Annotated in this window: 23 protein-coding genes and 2 pseudogenes; 9 read left to right on the top strand and 16 right to left on the bottom strand. The window is 62.3% G+C overall.

All coding sequences use genetic code 11. The features are described 5' to 3' along the window. Positions 1-94: 94 nt before the first annotated feature. From WDS16_RS17760 to WDS16_RS17745, 4 genes are read left to right on the top strand one after another with little or no spacing between them, the layout of a single operon-like run. Positions 95-1,057, top strand: a complete 963-nt coding sequence (locus tag WDS16_RS17760) for a diiron oxygenase (RefSeq protein WP_338886519.1) — start codon at positions 95-97, stop codon at positions 1,055-1,057. Continuing rightward, a complete protein-coding gene (locus WDS16_RS17755) occupies positions 1,054-1,914 on the top strand; it encodes a diiron oxygenase (protein WP_338886518.1) in 861 nt (286 codons plus the stop codon). Before WDS16_RS17760 ends, WDS16_RS17755 begins: the two co-directional genes overlap by 4 nt. Continuing rightward, entirely contained in the window at positions 1,911-3,434 is a 1,524-nt protein-coding gene (locus WDS16_RS17750) for an NAD(P)/FAD-dependent oxidoreductase (protein ID WP_338886517.1), read from the top strand. The genes WDS16_RS17755 and WDS16_RS17750 overlap by 4 nt, the downstream gene beginning before the upstream one ends. Then, positions 3,431-4,282 carry an SDR family NAD(P)-dependent oxidoreductase gene (locus WDS16_RS17745; RefSeq protein WP_338886516.1) on the top strand — a complete coding sequence of 284 codons (852 nt, stop codon included), beginning with the start codon at positions 3,431-3,433 and terminating at the stop codon, positions 4,280-4,282. The genes WDS16_RS17750 and WDS16_RS17745 overlap by 4 nt, the downstream gene beginning before the upstream one ends. Here the strand turns inward: WDS16_RS17745 and WDS16_RS17740 are convergent. From WDS16_RS17740 to WDS16_RS17725, 4 genes are read right to left on the bottom strand one after another with little or no spacing between them, the layout of a single operon-like run. Next, positions 4,279-5,676: an AarF/ABC1/UbiB kinase family protein gene (locus tag WDS16_RS17740; RefSeq protein WP_338886515.1), complete on the bottom strand. Its 1,398-nt coding sequence runs from the start codon at positions 5,674-5,676 to the stop codon at positions 4,279-4,281. The genes WDS16_RS17745 and WDS16_RS17740 overlap by 4 nt on opposite strands. 30 nt (positions 5,677-5,706) lie before the next feature. After that, positions 5,707-6,240: a carboxymuconolactone decarboxylase family protein gene (locus tag WDS16_RS17735; RefSeq protein ID WP_338886514.1), complete on the bottom strand. Its 534-nt coding sequence runs from the start codon at positions 6,238-6,240 to the stop codon at positions 5,707-5,709. Further along, positions 6,237-6,581, bottom strand: coding sequence for an MmcQ/YjbR family DNA-binding protein (locus WDS16_RS17730; protein ID WP_338886513.1), 345 nt, complete (start codon positions 6,579-6,581; stop codon positions 6,237-6,239). Before WDS16_RS17730 ends, WDS16_RS17735 begins: the two co-directional genes overlap by 4 nt. Positions 6,582-6,590: 9 nt before the next feature. Beyond that, complete coding sequence (locus WDS16_RS17725) at positions 6,591-7,640, bottom strand: M48 family metallopeptidase (RefSeq protein ID WP_338886512.1); 1,050 nt, start codon at positions 7,638-7,640, stop codon at positions 6,591-6,593. Positions 7,641-7,813: 173 nt separating this feature from the next. Here WDS16_RS17725 and WDS16_RS17720 point away from each other — a divergent pair, with 173 nt between their 5' ends. Further along, positions 7,814-8,749: an iron-siderophore ABC transporter substrate-binding protein gene (locus WDS16_RS17720; protein ID WP_338886511.1), complete on the top strand. Its 936-nt coding sequence runs from the start codon at positions 7,814-7,816 to the stop codon at positions 8,747-8,749. Positions 8,750-8,870: 121 nt separating this feature from the next. Here WDS16_RS17720 and WDS16_RS17715 read toward each other — a convergent pair whose 3' ends face one another. The 8 genes and pseudogenes from WDS16_RS17715 to urtA form a co-directional block, all read right to left on the bottom strand. Continuing rightward, positions 8,871-9,266: an FCD domain-containing protein gene (locus tag WDS16_RS17715; protein WP_422395684.1), complete on the bottom strand. Its 396-nt coding sequence runs from the start codon at positions 9,264-9,266 to the stop codon at positions 8,871-8,873. A gap of 121 nt (positions 9,267-9,387) precedes the next feature. Next, positions 9,388-10,315, bottom strand: a pseudogene (locus WDS16_RS17710) (IS5 family transposase). Positions 10,316-10,362: 47 nt separating this feature from the next. Continuing rightward, positions 10,363-10,533 (bottom strand): annotated as a pseudogene (locus WDS16_RS17705) (GntR family transcriptional regulator); the annotation flags it as partial. Positions 10,534-10,544: 11 nt separating this feature from the next. After that, positions 10,545-11,237 (bottom strand): urea ABC transporter ATP-binding subunit UrtE, encoded by a 693-nt coding sequence (gene urtE, locus WDS16_RS17700; protein WP_338886510.1) that lies wholly within the window; start codon positions 11,235-11,237, stop codon positions 10,545-10,547. Beyond that, positions 11,230-12,078: an urea ABC transporter ATP-binding protein UrtD gene (urtD, locus tag WDS16_RS17695; RefSeq protein WP_338886509.1), complete on the bottom strand. Its 849-nt coding sequence runs from the start codon at positions 12,076-12,078 to the stop codon at positions 11,230-11,232. Before urtD ends, urtE begins: the two co-directional genes overlap by 8 nt. Next, positions 12,075-13,163: an urea ABC transporter permease subunit UrtC gene (gene urtC, locus WDS16_RS17690; protein WP_338886508.1), complete on the bottom strand. Its 1,089-nt coding sequence runs from the start codon at positions 13,161-13,163 to the stop codon at positions 12,075-12,077. The genes urtD and urtC overlap by 4 nt, the downstream gene beginning before the upstream one ends. After that, positions 13,160-14,044, bottom strand: coding sequence for an urea ABC transporter permease subunit UrtB (gene urtB, locus WDS16_RS17685; protein ID WP_338886507.1), 885 nt, complete (start codon positions 14,042-14,044; stop codon positions 13,160-13,162). Before urtB ends, urtC begins: the two co-directional genes overlap by 4 nt. 91 nt (positions 14,045-14,135) lie before the next feature. Further along, positions 14,136-15,410, bottom strand: a complete 1,275-nt coding sequence (gene urtA, locus WDS16_RS17680) for an urea ABC transporter substrate-binding protein (RefSeq protein WP_338886506.1) — start codon at positions 15,408-15,410, stop codon at positions 14,136-14,138. Between the two features lie 278 nt (positions 15,411-15,688). On the opposite strand from urtA, the gene WDS16_RS17675 reads away from it, so the two are divergent. The 3 genes from WDS16_RS17675 to WDS16_RS17665 are packed head-to-tail and all read left to right on the top strand — an operon-like array spanning position 15,689 to position 16,938. After that, positions 15,689-15,910, top strand: a complete 222-nt coding sequence (locus WDS16_RS17675; RefSeq protein ID WP_338886505.1) for a helix-turn-helix transcriptional regulator — start codon at positions 15,689-15,691, stop codon at positions 15,908-15,910. Between the two features lie 5 nt (positions 15,911-15,915). Next, on the top strand, positions 15,916-16,434 hold the full coding sequence (locus tag WDS16_RS17670) for a hypothetical protein (RefSeq protein ID WP_338886504.1): 519 nt from the start codon (positions 15,916-15,918) through the stop codon (positions 16,432-16,434). 6 nt (positions 16,435-16,440) lie between these two features. After that, positions 16,441-16,938, top strand: a complete 498-nt coding sequence (locus tag WDS16_RS17665; RefSeq protein WP_338886503.1) for a DUF2029 domain-containing protein — start codon at positions 16,441-16,443, stop codon at positions 16,936-16,938. A gap of 8 nt (positions 16,939-16,946) precedes the next feature. On the opposite strand, the gene WDS16_RS17660 is transcribed toward WDS16_RS17665, so the two are convergent. Further along, entirely contained in the window at positions 16,947-17,984 is a 1,038-nt protein-coding gene (locus WDS16_RS17660) for an agmatine deiminase family protein (protein WP_338886502.1), read from the bottom strand. After that, entirely contained in the window at positions 17,981-18,967 is a 987-nt protein-coding gene (locus tag WDS16_RS17655) for a nitrilase-related carbon-nitrogen hydrolase (protein WP_338886501.1), read from the bottom strand. The genes WDS16_RS17660 and WDS16_RS17655 overlap by 4 nt, the downstream gene beginning before the upstream one ends. Positions 18,968-19,048: 81 nt before the next feature. Between WDS16_RS17655 and WDS16_RS17650 the strand changes: the two genes are divergently transcribed. Beyond that, positions 19,049-19,657: a TetR/AcrR family transcriptional regulator C-terminal domain-containing protein gene (locus tag WDS16_RS17650; protein WP_338886500.1), complete on the top strand. Its 609-nt coding sequence runs from the start codon at positions 19,049-19,051 to the stop codon at positions 19,655-19,657. Positions 19,658-19,766: 109 nt separating this feature from the next. On the opposite strand, the gene WDS16_RS17645 is transcribed toward WDS16_RS17650, so the two are convergent. Together WDS16_RS17645 and WDS16_RS17640 are read right to left on the bottom strand one after the other, a co-directional pair. Then, complete coding sequence (locus WDS16_RS17645) at positions 19,767-21,284, bottom strand: APC family permease (RefSeq protein ID WP_338886499.1); 1,518 nt, start codon at positions 21,282-21,284, stop codon at positions 19,767-19,769. Continuing rightward, positions 21,281-22,162 carry a universal stress protein gene (locus WDS16_RS17640; RefSeq protein ID WP_338886498.1) on the bottom strand — a complete coding sequence of 294 codons (882 nt, stop codon included), beginning with the start codon at positions 22,160-22,162 and terminating at the stop codon, positions 21,281-21,283. Before WDS16_RS17640 ends, WDS16_RS17645 begins: the two co-directional genes overlap by 4 nt. Between the last annotated feature and the right edge of the window lie 9 nt (positions 22,163-22,171).

Below are 22,171 nucleotides of genomic sequence, written 5' to 3'. Positions count from 1 at the left end.
GGCGGTACTGGCTAACGGCGGTACTGTAATTCGAATAGGGGTTCGGGGTGGGGTTCGGGCGCGCGGGCGGCCCGTCGAGCAGGGGAGGTCGGCAATGAGTCGAGTGAAGGTCGGGCGGCCGAATTTTTCGACCGAGGACGAGGTGACGGTGGGGGCCCGTACGGTCGGTCCGCGTGACCGAACTGCGCGACGGTTGTTGAAGTCGACCGCGAACAAGTTCTACGACGCCGAAGTCGATATCGATTGGGATGCTCCACTTGCGGACGGCAAGAAGTGGATGCCGGAACACAGGGTCTCGCTCTATGGCACGAAATTGTGGGGAAGGCTCACCGAGGAGCAGAAGGTCGAGCTCGGCAGACACGAGATCGTCAGCATTCTGTCGTTCGGCATCTATGCGGAAGGGTTCCTCAGCACCAATCTCCTCCGCGTGTTCGGACGAGGCTCGATGTCCGATCATTCTATGTACTCCATCGCCGAAATAGGTGAGGAGTCCAGGCATTCCATCATGTTCGGCAAACTCATCGAGAAGGCAGGCATCGAGCCGTACCTGTTGCCCAAAGGATCACTGCTCTTCGTCAAACTCGGTCAGTTCTTGCCGATCGGGCCCGCAACGTTCGGTGCGACGCTGCTCATCGAGGAGGTTCTGGACCGAGCACAACGCGAGGCACAGAACGATGTTGAAATTCAGCCACACCTACGCCAGATGATGCGCATTCACGTGATCGAGGAATCCCGACACATCACGTACGCGCGCGAGGAAATGGTGCGGAGGATGCGATCGACCAATCGAGTCAATCGAGCGCTTCACCGTCTCATTCTCGCTGTGATCGCCAACTTCACCTACCCCGTTCTGGTCAATCCGAAGGTGTATCGGTCGGTGGGGATCAATCCCATCCGAGGCATCGTGACCGCGATGTCGAGCGGCTCGTACAAGACCAACATGCAATTCGCGTCCGAGCCGATGATCCGGTTCTTCGCCGACGCCGGTATGTGCGACGGATTCGTGACCAAGCGGCTGTGGCGTATGACGCGCGCGATGCCGGACGATCTCGTATGACGGGCACGGCGAGGGTGCACTACGACCCACACGTCGACATCGACTGGGAATCACCTTGGCAAGTGGATCTGTTCGCGATGCCACCGGAATCGCTGTCGCTGTACGGGACTCGATGCTGGAAGGCGCTTTCCGCCGAGCAGCGGCGCACGTTGGCCCTTCACGAAGCGGTCAGCATGTGGAGTACCGTCGCATACCTGTCGGCGATCCTCACCGGCAATCAACTCAGGCGAGCCGCCGAGGAAGGGTTGAACAGTCCTGCTTCCCGCGCTGCCCTCGAAGAGGTGGCAGGCGGTTCACGGACGACGATCACCTTCGGACGGCTGATCCGGGCCACGTCGCTTCCGCCGTACAGACCTCCTGTCGGGACGGCGACTGCAGTCAAACTGCTCAGCTTCCTGCCGTTGGGGGCGGCGTCGCACGCTGCGACTCTGCTGGTGGAGGAGACCTTTGCGAGCACGATGGCAGGCACAGTCGCCGACGCGGGGGTGGAACCGCACGTTCGGCAGGCAGTGAAGATCCATGACCTGGACTGTGCGAGCAGGTTCCGGTTCGCGCGATCGGAAGTGATCGCGGCGCAGAACAAGTCGAACCGAATCGTCAGGGCCTACAACCGGCTTCTCTTGTCGATTCTCGCGAATGTGATTCTGCGGATCACCATTTCGCCTGCCGTCTATCGGTCGGTGGGACTCTCGTCGACGCGTGGGTTGCTCGGGTCGAGAAAGAACCGGGCCGACGCCAGGCGTCGGAACACCGCTTCGGTCGTCGAGTTTCTGGATTCGGCAGCGATGCTCGACGGCGTGCTCACCGCACGGTTGTGGAAGTTCACCGGCGCTCTGCCGCAGGAGGAGAATTCATGACGGTCCACCGCACGAACACGCTGATCATCGGGACCGGATTCTCTGGGCTGGGGATGGCCATGCAGTTGCTCGATCGGGGCCGTGCGGACTTCCTCGTGCTCGAGAAGGCAGAGTCGATCGGCGGAACATGGCGCGACAACACCTATCCGGGGTGCGCGTGTGACGTTCCGTCGCATCTGTATTCGTATTCATTCGAGCCGAATCCGAACTGGTCGCAGATGTGGTCCGGTCAGCCTGAGATTCTGCACTACCTCCAGGGTCTCGTCGACAAGTACCAACTCGACCGACACATCAGGTTCGGTACGGAATGCACGGGAGGGTATTGGGACGAGGTCGAATCACGCTGGCATATCACGGTTGCCGGCGGCGACGAGTACGTCGCGCAGTTCCTGGTGTCGGGGGTCGGCGCCTTGCACGTCCCGAGCACTCCGGTGCTGGCGGGTATCGATACTTTCGAAGGAGCAGCGTTTCATTCGGCCCGCTGGGACCATGAGGTCGATCTTGCGGGCAAGAACGTGGCGGTGATCGGAACCGGTGCGAGCGCCGTGCAGTTGGTCCCGCAGCTCGTCGATACCGTTGCCTCGCTGCAGTTGTACCAGCGTTCGCCTGCGTGGGTGCTTCCGCGTTCCAACTTTGCGATCCCTGAACCCGTTCGTCGCGCATTTCGACAGCTGCCGTTGCTGCGGAGACTGTTTCGCGACTCGATCTATTGGTTGGCCGAAGGAATGGCGCTCGGATTGAACGGACATTCGAACCTGCTCCGGCCGATCGAGTTCGCCGCGCGCAGGTTCATCGCACGAGAAGTGAGGGACCCTGAACTCCGCCGCAAGTTGACTCCGGACTATCGGATCGGGTGCAAACGAATTCTGGGCTCGAACTCGTACTACTCGGCCTTGACTCGATCGAATGCCGAGGTCGTCACCGACGGCATTGCCGAGGTACGGGCCAGATCGATCGTCAGCTCGGACGGGTCCGAGCGAGATGTCGATGTGATCATCTACGCCACCGGTTTTCACGTGACGGATGGTTTCGAGAGTGTGAATGTCGCAGGTGTCGGTGGAAAGAAGTTGGTTCCGCAGTGGAAAGCACACGGAATACAGACGCACCTCGGCATAGCGGCCGCGGGCTACCCCAATGCGTTCTTTCTCCTCGGCCCCAACACCGGACTTGGTCACAACTCGGTCGTCTTCATGATCGAACAGCAGATCAAGTACGTGCTGCAAGCGATCGACTTCATCGATGGCAGTGTTGCCGAAGCGTTGACAGTCCGACAGAAGGTACAGAACGAATTCACCGCTGACATTCAGCGCAAGCTCTCTGTTGGGGTCTGGTCGACCGGTGGCTGCTCGAGTTGGTATCTGGACTCTCAGGGCGTCAATCGGACGGTGTGGCCTGGCTTCACCTGGCAGTACTGGCTGCGGACCCGAAAATTCGAACCTGCCGACTACGAAGTTGTGGTTCCACGCGGCCTCGGAGCGAACTCCGGGGCGACCTCTGAATCGGAAGACGTGCTTGCATGAGAAATTTCGCAGACAAAGTGGCAGTCGTGACGGGCGCCGGCTCGGGAATCGGTCGTGCTCTTGCCCTGAACCTCGCGCGTCGTGGCACCGCATTGGCCGTCTCCGACGTCGACGGGCAGGCATTGAACGACACTCTCGTGCAGTGCAAGGACTTCGGCGCCCGGACGATGTCGTACGAGTTGGACGTCTCTGACAGGGCGGCCGTCTACGCGCACGCCGACGCAGTCGTCAGCGATTTCGGGCGGGTCAATCTGGTCGTCAACAATGCGGGTGTCGCACTCGGTGCCGATGTCCTCGACATGACGTGGGACGACTTCGAGTGGGTCATGAACGTCGACTTCTGGGGTGTAGCCAACGGATCGAAAGCGTTTCTGCCCGCACTGATCGAGTCGGGTGAAGGACACCTCGTCAACATCTCCAGTGTGTTCGGGCTGATGGGCGTTCCGGGCCAGAGCGCCTACAACTCGGCCAAATTCGCTGTCCGCGGTTTCACCGAGGCGCTGCGGCAGGAGATGAAGATAGCGAGGCATCCGGTCGGTGTGAGTTGTGTACATCCCGGCGGAATCAAGACCAACATCGTCGCCAATGCACGGGGGATGGACGCACTAGGCGATCATGACGAGGTCGCTCGGCGCTTCGAGCAGATCGCTCTGACAACTCCGACGAGAGCGGCGAAAGTAATTCTTGGCGGTGTCGAACGGAACAGGGCTCGCATCCTCATCGGGCCCGATGCGCGTGGCTTCGATCTGATCCCCCGCGTTGTCGGTCCGCGCTACCAGGACCTGCTGGCGCCGCTGCATCGGCTCGGGATCGAAGCGGGTAGGAGAAGTGGCGTCATCAAGCACTAATCGACGTCATGGACGCTTCGCCAGTGATGTTCTATGCGACCGAGCGTCGTGACGGGCGGTTCTCCGTACATCCATTCGCGCGCGATCCGATGCCAGTTCGCGGTGGCGTTCAGCTGCCCGAGGACTCCGAAGGTCATGAAATCTGCTCGGCGAGAGAACAGGTGCTCCGGCGGCAGAGTCTGGCTCTTCATGCCGCGGAACTGTGTGCCGCGCGGGTCCACTGCCAGCAACATGCCTTCGGACGCGAGAGACGGAGTGACGGTGAAGGTGTCGTCGACAAGATTCCATTCTGCTGCCGCATACGTGTAGTCCAGACACTCGTCGGCGGTCACCCCGGCATCGGGTTCGACTATGCCGCGCTCGATCATCGCCGCGAGCAAATCCTCGCCGCGCTCTTCCGCCGCCGCGCGAAAACACTCGAGTTCGAACTGCACGTGCTCGTGCAGCATGCGTTTGTAGAGGCCGAAGTCGACGAAACCGACGCGTCCGTCCTCGCACAGTAGGACGTTCCCCGGGTGTGGATCGCCGCAGAACTCGTCATGCCGGAACAGCGAACCGATGTAGAACCGGTAGATGATCTCACCGATGCGGTTGCGTTCGTCGGCGGACAGAGTCGCAATGTGCGAGAAGGTCTGGCCGCGAACGTATTCGGTGACCAGTACTCGTGGAGTCGACAGTTCCGCGATGGCGTCGGGAACTGCGATGAACGGATGTCCGGCGAACCGTCGGGCGAGTAGGTGTTGCGTGCGAGCCTCTTCCACATAGTCGAGCTCGCGCTCGAAGTTCACACGAAGCTCTTCTATGAGCGCCGATGCCGTGATCGACGGGACGGTGGACCGCCAGAACTTCAGGAACAGCGCTAGATTCTTCATGTCGGCCCTGATGGCCTTGTCCACACCGGGATACTGCACTTTCACGGCTACTTCTCGACCGCCGGCCAGTTCCGCCCGGTACACCTGGCCGATCGATGCCGCCGCAATGGGTGTTGCATCGAATGTTGCGAACGCGTCCTCGAGGGTGCGCCCGAGATCCTCCTCGATGACGTTTCTCATCGAGTCGAACGGCACCTGCGGAGCTTGATCGCGCAGCGCCGCGAGCTTCGCTTGAAAGCGCTCTCGGTGCTCGTCCGGGACCAACGCGAGGTCGAGCACGGAGAGCATCTGGCCGAGCTTCATGGCGGCGCCCTTCATGCCCCCCAGTACGTTCACGAGCTGGTCGGCCGCCTGGATGGACGCATTCTCGGCTATGCGTGCACGCAGCGCTTCGGATCGACCGACCATCGACATGCGGGTACCGGCCGTGCGAGCCGCCTGCCCTGCAACGGCACGGCCGAGTGCGCCGCCGCGAGCCAAACGTGATGTGGGCAGGTGATGTTCGCGCGATCGTTCAGGCATCGTTTGCTCCGGGTGGGTCGGGAATGTGACTCAGAAGTCGCGTTCGATGCGGAGCGTCTCGATCGTGGTTGCCAAACCGTCGTACTGACCTACCAGCAGCAGGAACTCGATGAGCTGACGCTCGTCGAACTCACCTGCGAGCGCCGACCAGGTGGTGTCGGACAAATTCTTGGTTCCGAGGAGCTCGTCGGTCGCAGTCAGGATCGTCCGGTGCCGTTCGCTCAGTCCCAGCGCATCCGGCCCTTCCTTCACCTGTGCAAGAAGCTCTTTCGTGACGCCGAAGCGCCGGCCGATTCGGCTGTGATGATCCATCTCGTATCCGCACTCGCGAAGGTGCGCCACCCGATTGATCACGAGCTCGGTTTCCATTCGGGAGATCTTGCCGCCCGGCATCAGTCGTCCGCTGAAGAAGAGCCACCCACGGAACAGTCCGCCGGTACGGCCCAGCGTGCTGAACAAGTGCGCGTTCGGGGTGCCTGCGACCCTCGACAGTATTCGCCACAGCACCCAGTTGATCGGGCCTAGGTCTTTGAACGAGCCGGTCGGAATTCGAGGTGTGCTCACGCCGTCGACGCTACCTTTTTACGTTTGCCGCGCACCAGGAGATAGGAATCGTCGATAAGATCCTCGAGGAGTGGTCGCGGAATTGTGTCGTTCAGGTAGACGGTCACCCAGTGTCGCTTGTTCATGTGGTAGCCGGGCACGATGTGTGCATGCTCCCCGACCAGCACCTCAGCGCGTTCGGGTTCGCACTTCAACGTAATCCGATCGACGCCGGCTTCGTCTGTTCCGATGGCGGCGAACATCTTTCCGTTCACCTTGTAGACCGCTGTCTCGTTGCCGAACGGGTACGAGAGTTCGGAATCAGGCTTGTCGGCACACAACTCGCGGTACCCGTGAGACACCATTGGAGTCTAGGACTTGCGCCAGTGATCGAACCGATCCTTGATGTCCGACGCCACGTCGCCGATGCCGTTACCGACGGCGTCCACGGCTCCGGTGAATCCGCTGCCGAGATCGCGGATGGTCTTGATCAGCGGATCCTCCGAGGTGTCGAAGTTCGCCTTGTACGATCGGGCGGCGTTGCGGAATTCGTCGGACGCCTTGGCCTCGTGATCGGTCGACCTTCGTGGGTAGTCGCCTCGAAGAACCGCCGCGTATTCACCGCTGTCGACCCACTTCTTCAACGCCGCGGCGCGCAGGACCGAGAACGGGTGTGCCATCAACTCGATGTTGAGGAGCTTGAGCACACCGTCGCGTAGATCCCCGCTGGATTCGTACTCGGCTGCCTGCGCGAGGAAGGCGTCGACGTCGATCTCGCTGATGCGTGCACCACCCGCCAACTTGAGCTGGACGCAAATTGCAGTGTGCACATCCTGGCCGCACAGCAAACCGGCTCTGTCGCCCGACAACTCGGACTTTCGTTGCCATTCCATCAGCCCTGCGATTATTGCGCGTAGCGCCCAACCACCCACCGGAATCCAACCGATGGTGCCGGCCAGTCGCATCAGGTGCATCAGCACGGTGCGGTAGACCGCGTGACCGGAGAGTGCATGGCCGAGCTCGTGGCCGACGACGAAACGCTGCTCCTCGTAGGTCATGATGTCGAGCAAGCCGGTCGTGACGACGATGAACGGGCGATCCATACCGATCGTGAACGCGTTGACCATCGGCGACTGCATGACGAACATTTCCGGGGTCTCGTCGGCGCCGAGAATCCGCACGCAATCGCTGCGTAGATCGTCGAGATCCTTGAATTGCCGCTCGTCGACGCGCACGGCCGTCGCGAGGTACATCAGACGGTGCTGCCGTTCGCGAAGCAGACCCGACAGTGTTCGCAAGACGGTGTCGAAACCCTTGAGAGTGCGAAGGGTGACCAGTGCTGCTCGGTCCGACGGGTGCTCCCACGTGCGAGAACTGATGTCGGGGAACTCGATACGGGTGCGGTCCGGCGCGGTTGTCAATTGGTTCTCCCAGCGTGATCGGTCTCAAGTTCAAAGTATCAGTAAAGCGGGGCAAGTGGTCCGAACAGCGCTGTGACGTGGGATCGGGAGCCGAGTAGTACGCCTCTGCAGAGCCTGATTGTGGTTAGGCTAACCTTCAAGTTCGATATTCAATGACCTCGACGGTCGAATGCATGGAGGTTACGACGGTGGTCACGTTCAAACCGGCTCTCGGGCTTCTGGCGGTTGCGCTCACGGTGGCAGCCGGGGTCAGCGGCTGTAGTTCGGCGAATGTCGGCGAGGGCGACGGTGCCACCCGATCGATCGAGACCGTCCGCGGAACCGTCGACGTCCCGGATTCGGCGCTTCGAATCGTCACTTTGGAACCGTTGGAACTCGACACCGCTGTTGCGCTCGGTGTCGTTCCCGTCGGCACTGCCGTACTCAGTGAGGCCGCCGGTGTGCCTGGCTATCTCGGCGACGAGGCTGTGAGCATCGAGATGGTCGGTTCTGTCACCGACCCGCGTATCGAGTCGATCGCAGCGTTGCAGCCGGATCTCATCCTCGGCACCGAGACTCGGCACGGCAAGTTCTACGACCAGCTGGCGGGCATTGCCCCGACGGTGTTCATGAAGTCGCAATCGGACCCGTGGAAGGACAACGTTCGTTTCGTCGGACGTGTGCTCGGCAAAGAGGGGAGCGCCGAGGATCTGCTCGGCGACTACGACGCGCGGTGCTCTGAAGTCGCCGAAGAACACGCGACCGAAGGCCGTACCGCGCAGCTGATCCGGCCGCGAAACGGTGAGCTGACCCTGTACGGACCGTCGTCGTTCGCGGGCAGCACCCTCGAATGTGCGGGATTCACGACGCCGCCGCGGCCGGAATGGGCCGAGGAGATCTCGATAGATCTGTCCCCGGAACTGGCCGGGGAGGCACGGGCGGATCTGATTGTCGTGACCTCGGTCGACCCGTCCGACCCCGCAGCGATACCCGAAACGATCAGCGACAATGCGGCAGCTCTACCGAACCCGCATGCGGTCGATCAGTCGTACTGGATCACCGGCGTCGGGCCGAAGGGTGGGCTGGCGGTGCTCGACGACATCGATCGGATTCTCTCGGAGCAGAATTGACGTCGCTCCGCGACGCAGTGGCACGGTTGAGTGTGCTGGAACATACATAACCATGCCACTGCGGCGGAGCCGCCTCGTGTCGCTGCGGCGGAGCCGCTCCGTGTTACTGCGGCGGAGCCGCTCAGGTTCGCACCGCACCAGCCAACGACGCTGCCTGCTCGGCTCGCGCGATGACACGGTCTCGCGAGGAATCGATGTGTGCCTCGAGTGCGGACAGTGCGTCGCCTAGTTTGCCGTCGAGCAGGAGTTCGCCGATGCCGATGTGCTCACCGATCTGTTCGCGAAAGTCCTCCGGGGACATCGGCCCGAGCATGCGGACCGGACGGACCTTTGCATTGACGGCACGGAGAGCGTCGGTGAGCGCAGAATTTCCCGATGCGGCGAGCAACGTCGTGTGAAAGCGCTCGTCCATCAAGACCACATCGGTGGATTCGAAAGAGGAGTCGAGCAGTTGCCGCCAACTGTTCACTTCGTCCTCGATGGACCGCCGATTGTGCTGAACGGTGGAATCCTCCATGGCGCGGACGATGCCGCGGGACTCGAGGGTGCGCCTGAGCTCGTACAGCCCGGCGAGGTCGTCTACGCGTGGTCGATATGGGTGCAGCCCGTCTTCGCTTCGTATGACTAGAGCGTGTCTCTTAAATTGGGTCCGTTTTCGTTTTCATCGCCGGGCGGTGGTTGTGGTTGCGGGAGTGCAGAACTGCCGCGCACAGGACAACGCCCCCGAGGAATGTCATGGCGTACTTGTCATATCGAGTGGCCACACCACGCCACTGTTTGAGCCGCCCGAAGCCACGCTCGACGGTGTTGCGGTGCTTGTACATCGTCGGATCGAAACCCGGTGGACGACCACCGGCGGACCCCTTGTCGGCCCGTCGCTGCTTCTGGTCGCTGCGCTCGGGAATGGTGTGTTTGATCTTGCGGCGACGCAGTTCGGTGCGGGTACTGGGATGGGTGTACGCCTTGTCGGCGAGCAATCGGTAGTCCTGGTCCCCACCGGCAGCTCGGTGGGCATCGAGCAACGGCACCAACTGTGGATTGTCCCCGGCTTGCCCACCGGTCAGCAGCATCGTCACCGGCGAGCACGTCAGGTCGGTCAGTGCATGGATCTTCGTGGTGAATCCTCCGCGAGATCGACCCAGCGCGTGGTCAGCGGGTTCGTCGACGGATTTCTTGTAATTCGACAAGGCCCCCTGTGAGAGTGTCGGCTCGCGCACCGGCCGCATGCTGATGCGCCCGGACGCTGGTCGAGTCGATCGAGAGCACCGCCCCGATATCGCCGTCGAGTTCTTCCGGGTCGAGACCGAACACCTCGGCCACCGCGGCAAGCATCTCGTCGTAGGTGCCATCGAAGGACCATCGGTGGTGGCGTTTCCACACCGTCTGCCACGGACCGAAGTCCTCCGGCAGATCTCGCCACGGACACCCGGTACGGAATCGGTATGCGATGCCCTCCAGAATTCGCCGGTGCTCGGCGAACCGCCGCCCACGTTTTCCCACGTCGGTGGGTATCACTGGCTCGACGATCTCCCAGAACTCGTCACTGATCACTCCCACGCGCGTCATCGAAATATCATCGCTGACAGCACCTCTCAAATTTGGGAGACACGCTCTAGACCGTCGGCCTGTAGTCGTGCGAGCGCCTCGCGCACCGGAGTGCGCGAGACGCCGTACAGGTCTGCAAGGCGTTCCTCGCCGAGTCGTTCGGTGGCGGTGATCGCGCCGGAGATCAGATCTCGGCGCAGCGAAATGTACACCTTCTCTCGAAGGTCCTTGCGCGGCATGACAAGCGCGATCAGATCGCCATCGCTGCGCGTACGTCGGCCTCGGAATCGGTGCCGCCTGCTCCGCTCGAGGTGATCCGCCCGGCTTCGAGGATGTAGTAGTTCTGGGCCGACTCGAGTGCGAAACCGATGTGCTGTTCCACCAGAAGCACGCCGAGTCCACCGCGCTGGGTGAGATCGAGGATCGTGCGTTCGATCTCGGCGACGACGGAGGGCTGAATCCCCTCGGTGGGCTCGTCGAGAATCAGCATTTTCGGTTCGGTGATCAATGCTCGGGCAATGGCGAGCTGCTGACGCTGGCCACCGGACAGCAATCCGGCGCGACGGGTCAACAGCTCCTTCAATGCCGGAAAGAGGTCGAGGGCCTCGTCGATCAACGCCTTCCCACGTTTACGACCGTCGGCGACGACCTGGAGATTCTCGGCCGTGGTGAGCTGCCCGAACGACTGCTGCCCCTGCGGGACGTACGCAAGCCCCCGCGCGACCCGTGCACTCGGACGAAGCGCACTGACGTCTTCACCGTCGAAGATGACCTTGCCGGAGGTGACCTTGAGTAGACCGACAGCAGCCCGGAGGAGCGTCGTCTTGCCGGCGCCGTTGTGCCCCATGACGGCGGCGACGCCGTCCGCCGGCACGGTGAGGGAAGCGCCGTGGATGACTTCGCTGCGGCCGTAACCGGTGCGCACGTCGACGAGTTCAAGCATGGCTGTCTCCTTGGGGGGTCTCGGCACTCTCTTCAGCGATCTGCTCGAGCTCTTCACCGGCTGCGGCTGTACCGAGGTAGACCTCCTGGACCTTGGGATCCGCCTGCACCTCGGCCACGGTTCCCTCGGAGAGGACCTTGCCGCCTGCGAGGACGGTGACGGAGGTGGCGAACGCCCGCATGAAGTCCATGTCGTGTTCGACGACGACCACTGTGCGCTCCCCGCCGATACGGCGCAGCAACTCACCGGTCTCTTCGCGTTCCTCGTGGCTCATTCCTGCAACCGGTTCGTCGAGAAGAAGCACATCTGCGTTCTGTACCAGCAGCATTCCGATTTCCAGCCATTGCTTCTGACCGTGCGCGAGGATTCCCGCCGGCTTGTCGCGCTCCTTCGTCAGGCCGATGGTCTCGAGTGCTTCCTCGATCTCGTCGCTGACGGCCTTGCGCTTGCGCAGCATCGTCATCATCGACCGCCCGGAGCCTGCCGCGATATCGAGGTTCTGGAGCACGGTCAGCTGCTCGAAGATGCTGGCAGTCTGGAATGTTCGACCGACGCCGAGGCGCGCGATCTGGTGCACCTTCTTACCGAGCAATTCGACGCCTGACTTGGTGACCGACCCCGTTGCCGGCACGAGTCCGGTGATGGCGTCGATCAGCGTTGTCTTGCCGGCGCCGTTCGGGCCGATGAGGAACCGCAGGTCGCCCTGCATGAGGGTGAGATTCACGTCGGTGTTCGCTTTGAAACCGTCGAAACTGACCGTGAGCCCGCGAACTTCGAGGTATTGGCTCGACATGCCGGCGTTTCCACCGAACGTCGGCTGGTGGTTGTCGATGTGAATCATTTGACCAGCTCTTTCTCTTCGACATCGACCACGAGGGGAGGTTCGTCCGCTTTCTTGCGTCTGCGCAATGCGAACAAGCCGGCGACACCGGCAGGAAAGAATCCGACGACGACGATGAACAGCAGGCCTTGCGCGTAGGTCCAGCCCGACGGGAACTGTTCGGACAGTGTGGTCTGCGCCCACGCAACTCCCAGCGCACCGAGGACCGGTCCGAGCAGAGTCGTGCGGCCACCGATAGCGACTCCGATGAGGAACGCGATGGACGGGACGATGCCGACGTCGTTGGGAGATACGATTCCGACGATCGGTACGAACAGCGCACCGGCGAGTCCAGCGAAGAACGCAGCGGTCACGTACGCGACGATCTTCACGTTCGCAGGGTCGTAGCCGAGGAAGCGGACGCGCTCTTCCTGGTCACGGACTGCAACGAGCAGTTCGCCGTAACGTGAGTACATCAGCTGGCGAGTGATGGCGACGACGACGAGCAGCACACCGGCGGCAATGAAGAACAGCATCTGCTTGTTGGCAGGATCGTTGAGGTTGAACCCGAAGAAGGTGCGGAACCTGTTGAGTCCGTTGGACCCTCCAGTGCTCTGCTGGCCGATCAGCAGGATCGCGAACGCGGCCGCGAGTGCCTGACTGAGGATGGCAAAGTATGCACCCTTGACCCGACGTTTGAAGACACCGAGACCGAGGACCAACGCGACGAGAGCGGGCACGAAGAGAATGCCGAGGACGGTGACGAACGGGGAGGTGAACGGAACCCAGTACGACGGCAGTTCACGGATGCCGGCGATCGACATGAAGTCCGGTACGTCGTCACCTCGGATCTCGGCGTCGGCGATCTTGAGATGCATCGCCATGATGTAGGCGCCGAGTCCGAAGAACACGCCCTGCCCGAGGGTGAGCATTCCGCCTCGGCCCCAGGCCAATCCGATACCGACGGCGACGATGGCGTAGCAGATGAACTTACCGAGGAGATTGAGCCGGAACTCGCTGAGAACGGCAGGCGCGACGGCGAACAGGAGGATGGCCGCAAGGGCAAAGCCCAACCAGGCACCGCGCTTCGCGATGAAGGTACTCATACCAAACTCCTTGTCTTGACCGCGAACAGGCCTTGCGGGCGGGCTTGGAGGAAGATCACGATCAACACGAACACGATGACCTTGGCGATGGACGCCGTGGTGCTGTATTCGATGAACGAGTTGATGGTGCCGAGTGCGAACGCTGCGATGACAGCACCCTTGATCTGGCCGAGTCCGCCGACGACGACCACCAGGAAGGCGTCGATCAGGTAGCTCTGGCCGACGGTGGAGCTCGTGGATCCGATGAGCGTCAGCGCGACGCCCGCGACTCCGGCGAGACCCGAGCCGATGAAGAACGTCGAGATATCGGTCTTGCGGCTCGAGATGCCGGAGGTTTCGGCGAGATCGCGATTCTGCACTACCGCTCGGATGCGGCGGCCCATCGGAGTCGTCTTGAGTGCGAACGACAATGCGACAACACAGATTATGGCGAGAACGAGAATGAAGATGCGGGTCTTCGGGACCACGGCCCCGAGGATCTCGACGCCGCCGGACAACCAACCGGGGGAGACGACGTTGACTGCGGGAGCTCCGAAGATGTCGCGCGCGAGCTGTTGCAGCACGAGCCCGACGCCGAACGTGACGAGCAGCGTGTCCAGTGGACGGTGGTACATGCGCTGGATCAGAGTGACCTCGAGCAGGACGCCCATGGCGCCGCCGACGAGAAATCCGACGATCAGTGAGATGAACAGCGACGCGCCGCCGGTCGAGACGACTTGCTGTACGACGTATGCGGTGTACGAACCGGCCATGATGAATTCACCATGGGCCATGTTGATGACGCCCATCTGACCGAACGTCAGCGAAAGTCCCAGAGCGGCGAGCAAGAGAATCGATCCGATACTGAGGCCGGTGAACAGCTGCCCGACTACGACATCCATGTGAGGCTCCTTCTTAGGATGCGGCTCCGCCAGTGGCACGGTTAAGTGCATTGGGGTGCACTCAACCGTGCCACTGGAGCGGAGCGGCTGGTCAGTTGAGGTCGGCGGCCCAGTCGTAGGTCTCCAGGAACGGATCGGGCTCGATCGGCGCCGGGGATTCCCAGATGGTGTAGATCAGGCCGTCCGGGCGGATCTCGCCGATGCGCGCGGTCTTGCTGATGTGGTGGTTGTCGCCGTTGATGACGACCTCACCCTCGGGCGCGGCAAAGCTGACGCCGTCGGCAGCAGCCTGAATGTCACTGACCGCGAACGAGTCTGCCTTCTCGACGGTGTTCTTCCATAGGTAGACCGAGGTGTAGGCAGCTTCCATCGGATCCGAGGTCGGCTTGTCGGCGCCGTACTTGGCTTTGTAGTCGGCCACGAACTTGTTGTTCTCCGGCGTGTCGACGGTCTGGTAGTAGTTCCAGGCGGTCAGCTGGCCCGCGATGTTCTGGGCGCCGATGCCTGCGACCTCTTCCTCGGCGATGGACACCGAAATGACCGGCATATCAGCGGCATTGAGTCCAGCGTTGGTGTACTCGCGGAAGAACGCGACGTTGGAGTCACCGTTGAGGGTGTTGAACACTGCATCGGCGTCGGCGGAGCGGACCTTGTTGACGATCGTGGAGAAGTCCGTCGAGCCGAGCGGGGTGTAGTCCTCGCCCTTGATCTCGATACCGTTGGCCTCCGCGTATGCCTTGATCTCGCGGTTGGCGGTCTGCGGGAAGACGTAGTCGCTACCGACCAGGTACAGGGACGTCACTCCCTGTTCCTTGAGGTAGTCCAACGCGGGGATGATCTGCTGGTTCGTGGTGGCGCCGGTGTAGAAGATGTTGTCCGAAGCCTCGAGGCCCTCGTACTGGACGGGGTAGTACAGCAGCGCGTCGTTGTCCTCGAAGACCGGGAGCATGGCCTTGCGCGAGGAGGAGGTCCAGCCGCCGAATACTGCTGCGACACAATCGCTGCTGATCAGCTTCTCTGCCTTCTCCGCAAATATGGTCGGTTCGGAAGCGCCGTCCTCGGCCACGACCTCGATCTGCTTACCGTTGACGCCCCCGGCAGCGTTGATCTCCTCGACGGCAAGAGCGATCGAATCACGCACTGTCACTTCGCTGATGGCCATGGTGCCGGACAGCGAGTTGAGCGATCCGACCTTGATGGTGTCGCCCGAGGTGTCGACGCAGGACTCGGCAGCTGTTCCACCGTCACCGGAAGCTGTGTCACTGGCCTTGCTACCGCACGCGGTGAGTGCCAAACCGACCATTGCCAGCGCGGCCGGAGCAACCAGCGCGCGCGTGGCGAACTTACTAGAAGGAAGAGCAGGCATCTGGCGCCCTTTCGCTTGTATACGGGGTTGTATTCGCGATTGCAGACAGTAAAGGGGAAGTATTGCGCGGGTATGTTGCACGATGACGAGTTCGTTTCGGACGTTACCGCGCGGTAAACATGCTGCTGCGCCAGCTATTCGGGCTGCTGTGAGGACTTACTCCCCGGTTGTGCGCTGAGGCGGGCCGCAGGCGCACAACCGGGGGGTATATCGCAGCAGCGCACCGAGCTATGACAAGTAGGGTTGACATTTTATGACAAGTCGGCTTGACTTTTGTCATGACCAACGCGCCCAGAACCAATGCGGTGCGTGACTATCGCAAGGCTGCGCGGCTGACGCAGGCCGAGCTGGGAAAGGCCTGCGGGGTCAGTAGGCAGAGCATCGTCTCCGTCGAAGGCGGTGACTATGCGCCGAGCGTTTACCTGGCGCTGAACCTCGCGACGGCCTTGGGTACCACCGTCGAAGCGCTGTTCGCACCCACACATGAGTCAGGGGAGTGACGACCATGAGTATCTTCACCAAGTCGATGAGGTTCGTCGGCGATCTGGACGACGGGTTCTACGACGACGAGCGTCAGCGAGATGTCTGGAACGAGGCATCCGCCGTCGGGTTTCAGCTTTTCATCTGGGCGTCGCTCCTGGCGGGTGCAGTGTTGCCCTGGGTCGCCGGACGGACAGGTAGCTGGATCGCCGTCGGGATTATCGTCGTCTACCTGACCATCTCGTTCGCAGTGCTCGCCTACTCGCGATCCCGCGGGCTGGACATGTACACGTCTCAGAAATTGGCTCGCCCACGCATTGCGCTCGTTGTCGGTCTCTACCTTGTCGGAGGAGCCGGCGCGGTGGTGAACTTGCTGTTCCGCGACGTCGGGAACGGTGCATTGTTGGCTGTCGCGATGGCGGGCGGCGCTGCGATCGGACTGTCGTGCGGCGCGATCGGATTGGCGCGCAAGCGGCGGCTCGACCGCGAGGACGAAGCCGCCGCAGAACAGGCAGAACTCGTCGAACTCGACAAGGAAGGCTGATCTTTCATGAGTGCGTTCATCAAGGCCATGTTCATCAAGGCGATGCGGTTCGTGGGCGATCTGGACGACGAGTTCTACGACGACGAGCGCCAGCGGGATGTCTGGAACGAATCCTCCGCCATAGGGTTTCAGTTGTTCTACTGGTCGATTCTGATTGCTGCCGCAGTGCTTCCATGGGCGTCCGGACAGACGGGAGCGTGGATCGGACTGGGCCTGCTCGTCGCCGCCACGGTCGTCGGTTGCGCGACGATGGGTTACTCGGCGGCACGCGGGGTCAATCTGTACACCGCGGCCAGGATGGGTCGGGTGCGCGGAATCGTGGTCGGTCTGCTCGTTGCCGTCGGAGCTATCAGTGTGCTCGTCACGTTGCAGCCGGAGGTGTATTCGGAACCATCCACCTGGGTGGGGGGAGCCGTCGGTGGCATCGTCGGCGGCGGCGCGGTCGGCGCGGCGATTTGGTACATGCGTCGTCGCAACGCGCGGTTCGAGAACGAAGAGGTCTAGGCAGAGCTCTACCGCCTCGACGGTTGATGCTGGGTAATGCAGTGAATTCCGCCGCCACGCGCGAACAGTGGACGCGCATCGACCGTCACGACCTCGCGTCCCGGATACACCTGCTGCAGAATCGATACGGCCTCCGCGTCGACTGGATCATCATAGCTACACGCGATGACACCACCGTTGACCACGAGATGGTTGATGTAGCTGTAGTCGACGAATCCCTCGGAATCGGACAGCGTTGCCGGAGCGGGCATCTCGACAATTTTCCACTCGTTGCCGTGACCGTCGTGGGAGGCGCGTAGCACCTCGAGGACGAGCCTGCTCACCTCGAAATCCGGGTGCGACGGATCGCGCTGAACGTGCACCATGACGGTCCCGGGCGTCGGGATAGATGCAACGATGTCGACGTGTCCTCGGGTGCCGAATCTTTCGGAGTCACGCGTCAATCCGCGCGGCAGCCAGATGACGTGCTTCGCACCGATCGTCCGCGCGAGTTCGGCCTCGACGTCGGTCTTGGTGAGGCCGGGGTTACGGCCGGGATCCAACTGTACTGTCTCCGTGACCAATACGGTTCCCGTTCCGTCGACCTGAATCCCGCCACCCTCGTTGACCAGATTCGATGCGATCCGCGGAACGCCGGAAAGGCCGGACACGAACTCGCCGATGCGAGAGTCCTTGTCCCACTGAGCCCAATCCTGTGCACCCCAGCCGTTGAACACCCAGTCCACCGCCGCCACGGAACCGTCCTCGGTGTGGACGAAGGTCGGCCCGATATCGCGCATCCAGGCGTCGTTCAACGGCGCTTCGACGATGTCGATGTCGATGGAGAGGTAGGTGCGGGCGATGGACACCTCGTTCGGATCGACGACGACGGTGACCGGCTCGAACTTCGCGATGGCGTGTGCGACGGCGGCCCACGTCGATCGTGCTTCGTCTTTGTCCTTCTCGTCGTCGCCGAGCGAATAGCCCTCGCACGGGAACGCCATCCATACCCTGTCCTGTGGTGCAGTCTCGGCGGGCATCAGGTATCGCGGTGCAGCCGTGCTCATTTCACGACCGCCGTCGCGGCGTGGCCGTCGCCGTAGGGGCGCGAGGTGTCTACGGGTTCGGTCAACCTGTCGTACGTGTCGGGTCGGCGTGTCAGGAGGAACGGGAAGAGCTCCAACCATTCCCGACGCTGGTCGAGGTCGAGATCGGCGACGAGCACTGCCGGTTCGTCTCGGGGAGCCTGAACGAGGATGCGTCCGTACGGGTCGGAGATGAACGAGGATCCGTAGAACGTGATCGCGCCCTCGTCGCCGCAGCGGTTCGGCACCACCATGAACAGTCCGCTCGAGATTCCGTTGGCGACGATGACCTGCTGCCACAGCGGCTGAGTGTCGAACTTCGGGAACGTCGGTTCGGAACCGATGGCCGTCGGATACGCCAGTATCTCTGCGCCGCCGAGTGAATAGCTCCGCGCGACCTCGGGGAACCACTCGTCCCAGCAGGTGGGCAGGCCCACTCGGGCTCCGCCGAGCTCTTCTGGAGCGTAGACGGGATAGGGGTCGTCGGCCGGGCCGGGCCGGAAGTAGGTGTCCTCGTAATATCCGGCCGAAATTGGGATGTGGAGCTTGCGAGTGCGTGCCAGCAACTCGCCCGTCGGTCCGACCATGATCGCGGTGTTGAACCCGAGACCGTCTGCTTCCTCGGCTTTTTCGTACAACGACGCATGGACGACGATGCCGTGTCCACGTGCGGCCTCGGCGGCCAGCGAGAACGTGGGTCCGGTCAGCAGATCCTCGGCGTCACGGCCGGGATTGTCCGACGCACGCGTGTCGGCCGGGTAGCGCAGCAGCGCGATCTCGGGGAGGAATACGACCTGGGCGCCCTGGTCTGCAGCCGAGGCGATGGCGTCGAGAAGTTCGCGGCGCAACTGGGCGGCGTCGGGTATCCATCGGTGTTGCACGAGCCCGACGCGCAAGGGTGCGCGGTCCGTCGGGGCGGTGCGGGTCAAAGGCTCGGCTGCGGTGAGATCCGTGAGGGTCTGCATGTGGACTCCTGTTAAAACGAATGTGATTCGTTAAGTATCGTGGATGTCTGCTTCGAACGCAACAGATACGGGAGAAATGCTGTGGGACGACCGTCGGCTCCACTTCTCGACGTCGATCGCATCACGACGGCGGCCCTGACTCTCGTCGAAGAGTCCGGTGGGTTCACCATGCCGCAGCTGGCCAAGAAGCTGAAGGTCAGTCCGTCCTCGCTGTACAACCATGTGTCTGGACGCGACGAGATCGTCGAGCTGCTGCGGGGACGGGCAATGTCCGAGGTTGATATGCCGGAGGTCGGCGCACCGTGGCGCGAGGCGCTCGCACAGATAGCGCGCGGGTACCGAGACAGCTACGGCCGCTATCCACGGCTGATCCCGCTACTGACGGCCCAGGCGGTGAACAGCAGCGCTGCGTTCGGGATGTACAACACGATGGCTCGGATCTTGTCCGAGGCAGGATTCGTACCGGCGGATGTTCTGCGCATCATCACCGTGTTGGACAGCTATGTCCTGGGTTCGGCGCTCGATCTCGCTGCCCCGGAGGCCCCCTGGGAAACGAGCGACGAGGTCGGAGCGGAGTTCCGGGCAGCCTTGGACACCATTGCCCGTACCGCTGGAACTCGTGCAGCACGGTCCGAGGACGCTTTCGAGTTCGGGCTGCGGGCACTCCTGGCGGGACTCGATCCTCGGTAGCTGCTACAGCCGCTTGGCTTCGATGCCGCCCATCCCCGGCATCTCCGGCCAAGTCTTGTGTAGGTGCTGTGCTGTTCACTCCTCCTGCGGGACGAACGTGGAGTCCTGCTCAGTCGTCGATGACGAGCACCGGGGTGTCCTTCTTCAGGATTCGACCCTTGAAGAACTCGGGCATGCGGATGGCGATGACGAACATCAGAACGACTCCGAGGGCGATGATGCCGACGCCGATGAGGAACACCATGCCGATGCCGAACAGTGACGAACCGCTGCCGAACTCCGGGTCCCACGCGTCGACCGAGGTCTGCACGAACACGACCGCCATGCCGATCCCGCCGAGCAGGGGAGCGAGGAACTTGAAGAAGAAGTTCCGCACCGAGGTGAACAGCTCCTCTCGGAAATACCAGACACACGCGAAAGCCGTTATGCCGTAGTAGAAACAGATCATCAGACCAAGGGCTGCAATGGTGTCGGTGAGCACGTTGTCGCTCACAACACGCATAACCGCGTAGAACCCGGCCGATGCGACGCCGGCGACGATCGTCGCGAAACCCGGGGTGCTGAACCGTGGGGTGATCGAGGCGAAGCGTTTCGGGATGGCCTGGTAGTGACCCATTGCCAGCAACGTGCGGGCGGGGGAGATGAAGGTCGCTTGTAGCGAGGACGCCGAGCTTCCGAGGACTGCGAGGGACAGCAGGACCGCGAACGGGCCCATCACCGGACCTGCCAACGCGGCGAAGACGTTGTCTGTGGTGTCCGGATTCTGCAGTCCGTTGCCGGTGTCGCCGGTTCCTGCGAACAGAAGCGTCGCAACCGCCGTCAGCAAGTACAGGACGATGATGAAGAATACGGTCACGATCGCGGCGCGTCCCGGAATCTTCTCGCTGCCCGCCGTCTCCTCGTTGACCGTCAGGCAGACGTCCCAGCCCCAGTACATGAAGATCGAGAGTGACAGCCCCGCCGTGAAGGCCGAGAAACTCTCGATACCGAACGGGTCGAACCAGTCGAGGCTGAAGCTGATGTCGTCGGCGCCCTCGCCCTGTCCGATCTTCACGAACGCGGCGATGATGAACCACGCCATGACCACGAGCTGGAACGACAGCATCGTGTACTGCACTTTCTTGGTCTCCTGCATGCCGCGGTAGCAGATCCACGCGGCCAACGCCATGAAGGCCAAGCACGTGATGATGTTGACAAGCTTGTTGCTCGACAGGTCCGCGAGCGAATCGTTGCTGGTGACCTGGGCGAGGAAGAGGTAGAAGAAGTCGACTGCGACGCCCGCGAGATTCGACAGGACGATGATGGTCGCGGCGATAAGGCCCCAACCGCCCATCCAGCCGATGTATGGACCGAAAGCCTTGGACGCCCAGGTGAACGACGTACCGCTGTCGGGTTCGGCGGAGTTCAGCTCGCGATATCCCAGTGCTACCAACAACATCGGGATGAATCCGACGATGAAGATCGCTGGCAGGTTGACCCCGACCTCGGACACTGTCGGCCCGAGGGACGCCGTCAGCGCATACGCGGGCGCGATAGTGGAGATGCCGAGGACGACGCTGGCGAGCAGTCCGAGTTGACCGGCGGACAGACCTTTGGATTCGACCTGAACATCGTAGTGCTCCTTCATGATCGATCTCCTACTCCGCGTGGTACCACGATCATCGGGACGGGAAGAACACGCAGGATCTTCGCTGCGGTGGAGCCGAGGAACAACCGTCGTGGCTGACCGAGTCTGCTCGACCCGACCATCAGAACGTCACCGTCGTGCCATTCCAGCGACGAGACGGCCTTCTCGATCCCGTTGCCCTCGGCGACGATCGACTCCACTTCGGTGCGCGACGGCAGCGATTCGAACGCCTTTCGGAGGTTGTCGTCGGCCTTGGCCATGTCGCGTTCGCGAGCGGCGCGAGTGCGGGTGTCCTCACCTGCTGCGCGGCTGTCGATCGACACGAGAGAGACGAGGCGCAGGGGGAGGAGGGCCTCGGTGCTCAGTTCGAATGCCGTGTCGGTCAATACCTCGGCGCCAGGACGGTTTCCGACGGCGCAGGTGATCCCTCGTAACCTTTCGACCTGGCTGTGTCGCGTGCCCCGGGGTGCGAGCGCCAACGGAACGTGGGCCACGTGCAACAGCTCGCTGGTGACGCTGCCGATCGCGTGCCTGCCGAGGAGGCCGTCGCTGGCCGCGCCGACGACGATCATGTCGGCGTCGCGCTCGGTGGCGATGTCGATGAGGCCCTGAGCGAAGGACTCGTCGAACAGCAGTCGCCCCTCGGCCTCGATGTCGTCGGGCACGAGCGCCATTGCCTCGGCGAGCCACTCCGTCGCCTGCTGAACGAGAATGTCGTCGTAGGCGACCTCGACCGGTGCTTTCGACGGCACCGGCCGTTCACACGGAAGCACGATGCAGATGTCCAACGTAGCGTTGAACGTGCGGGCAAGTATCGCGGCGAGAGCGATACCGTCCTCTCCGCTGGGCGTGGCTTGGTATCCGACGATCAGGCGCATGGTGCGGCC

This window comes from Rhodococcus sovatensis (assembly GCF_037327425.1).
In the GTDB taxonomy this organism is placed as follows: Bacteria; Actinomycetota; Actinomycetes; order Mycobacteriales; family Mycobacteriaceae; genus Rhodococcoides; species Rhodococcoides sovatense.
This window is presented reverse-complemented; position numbering and strand designations above follow the sequence as displayed.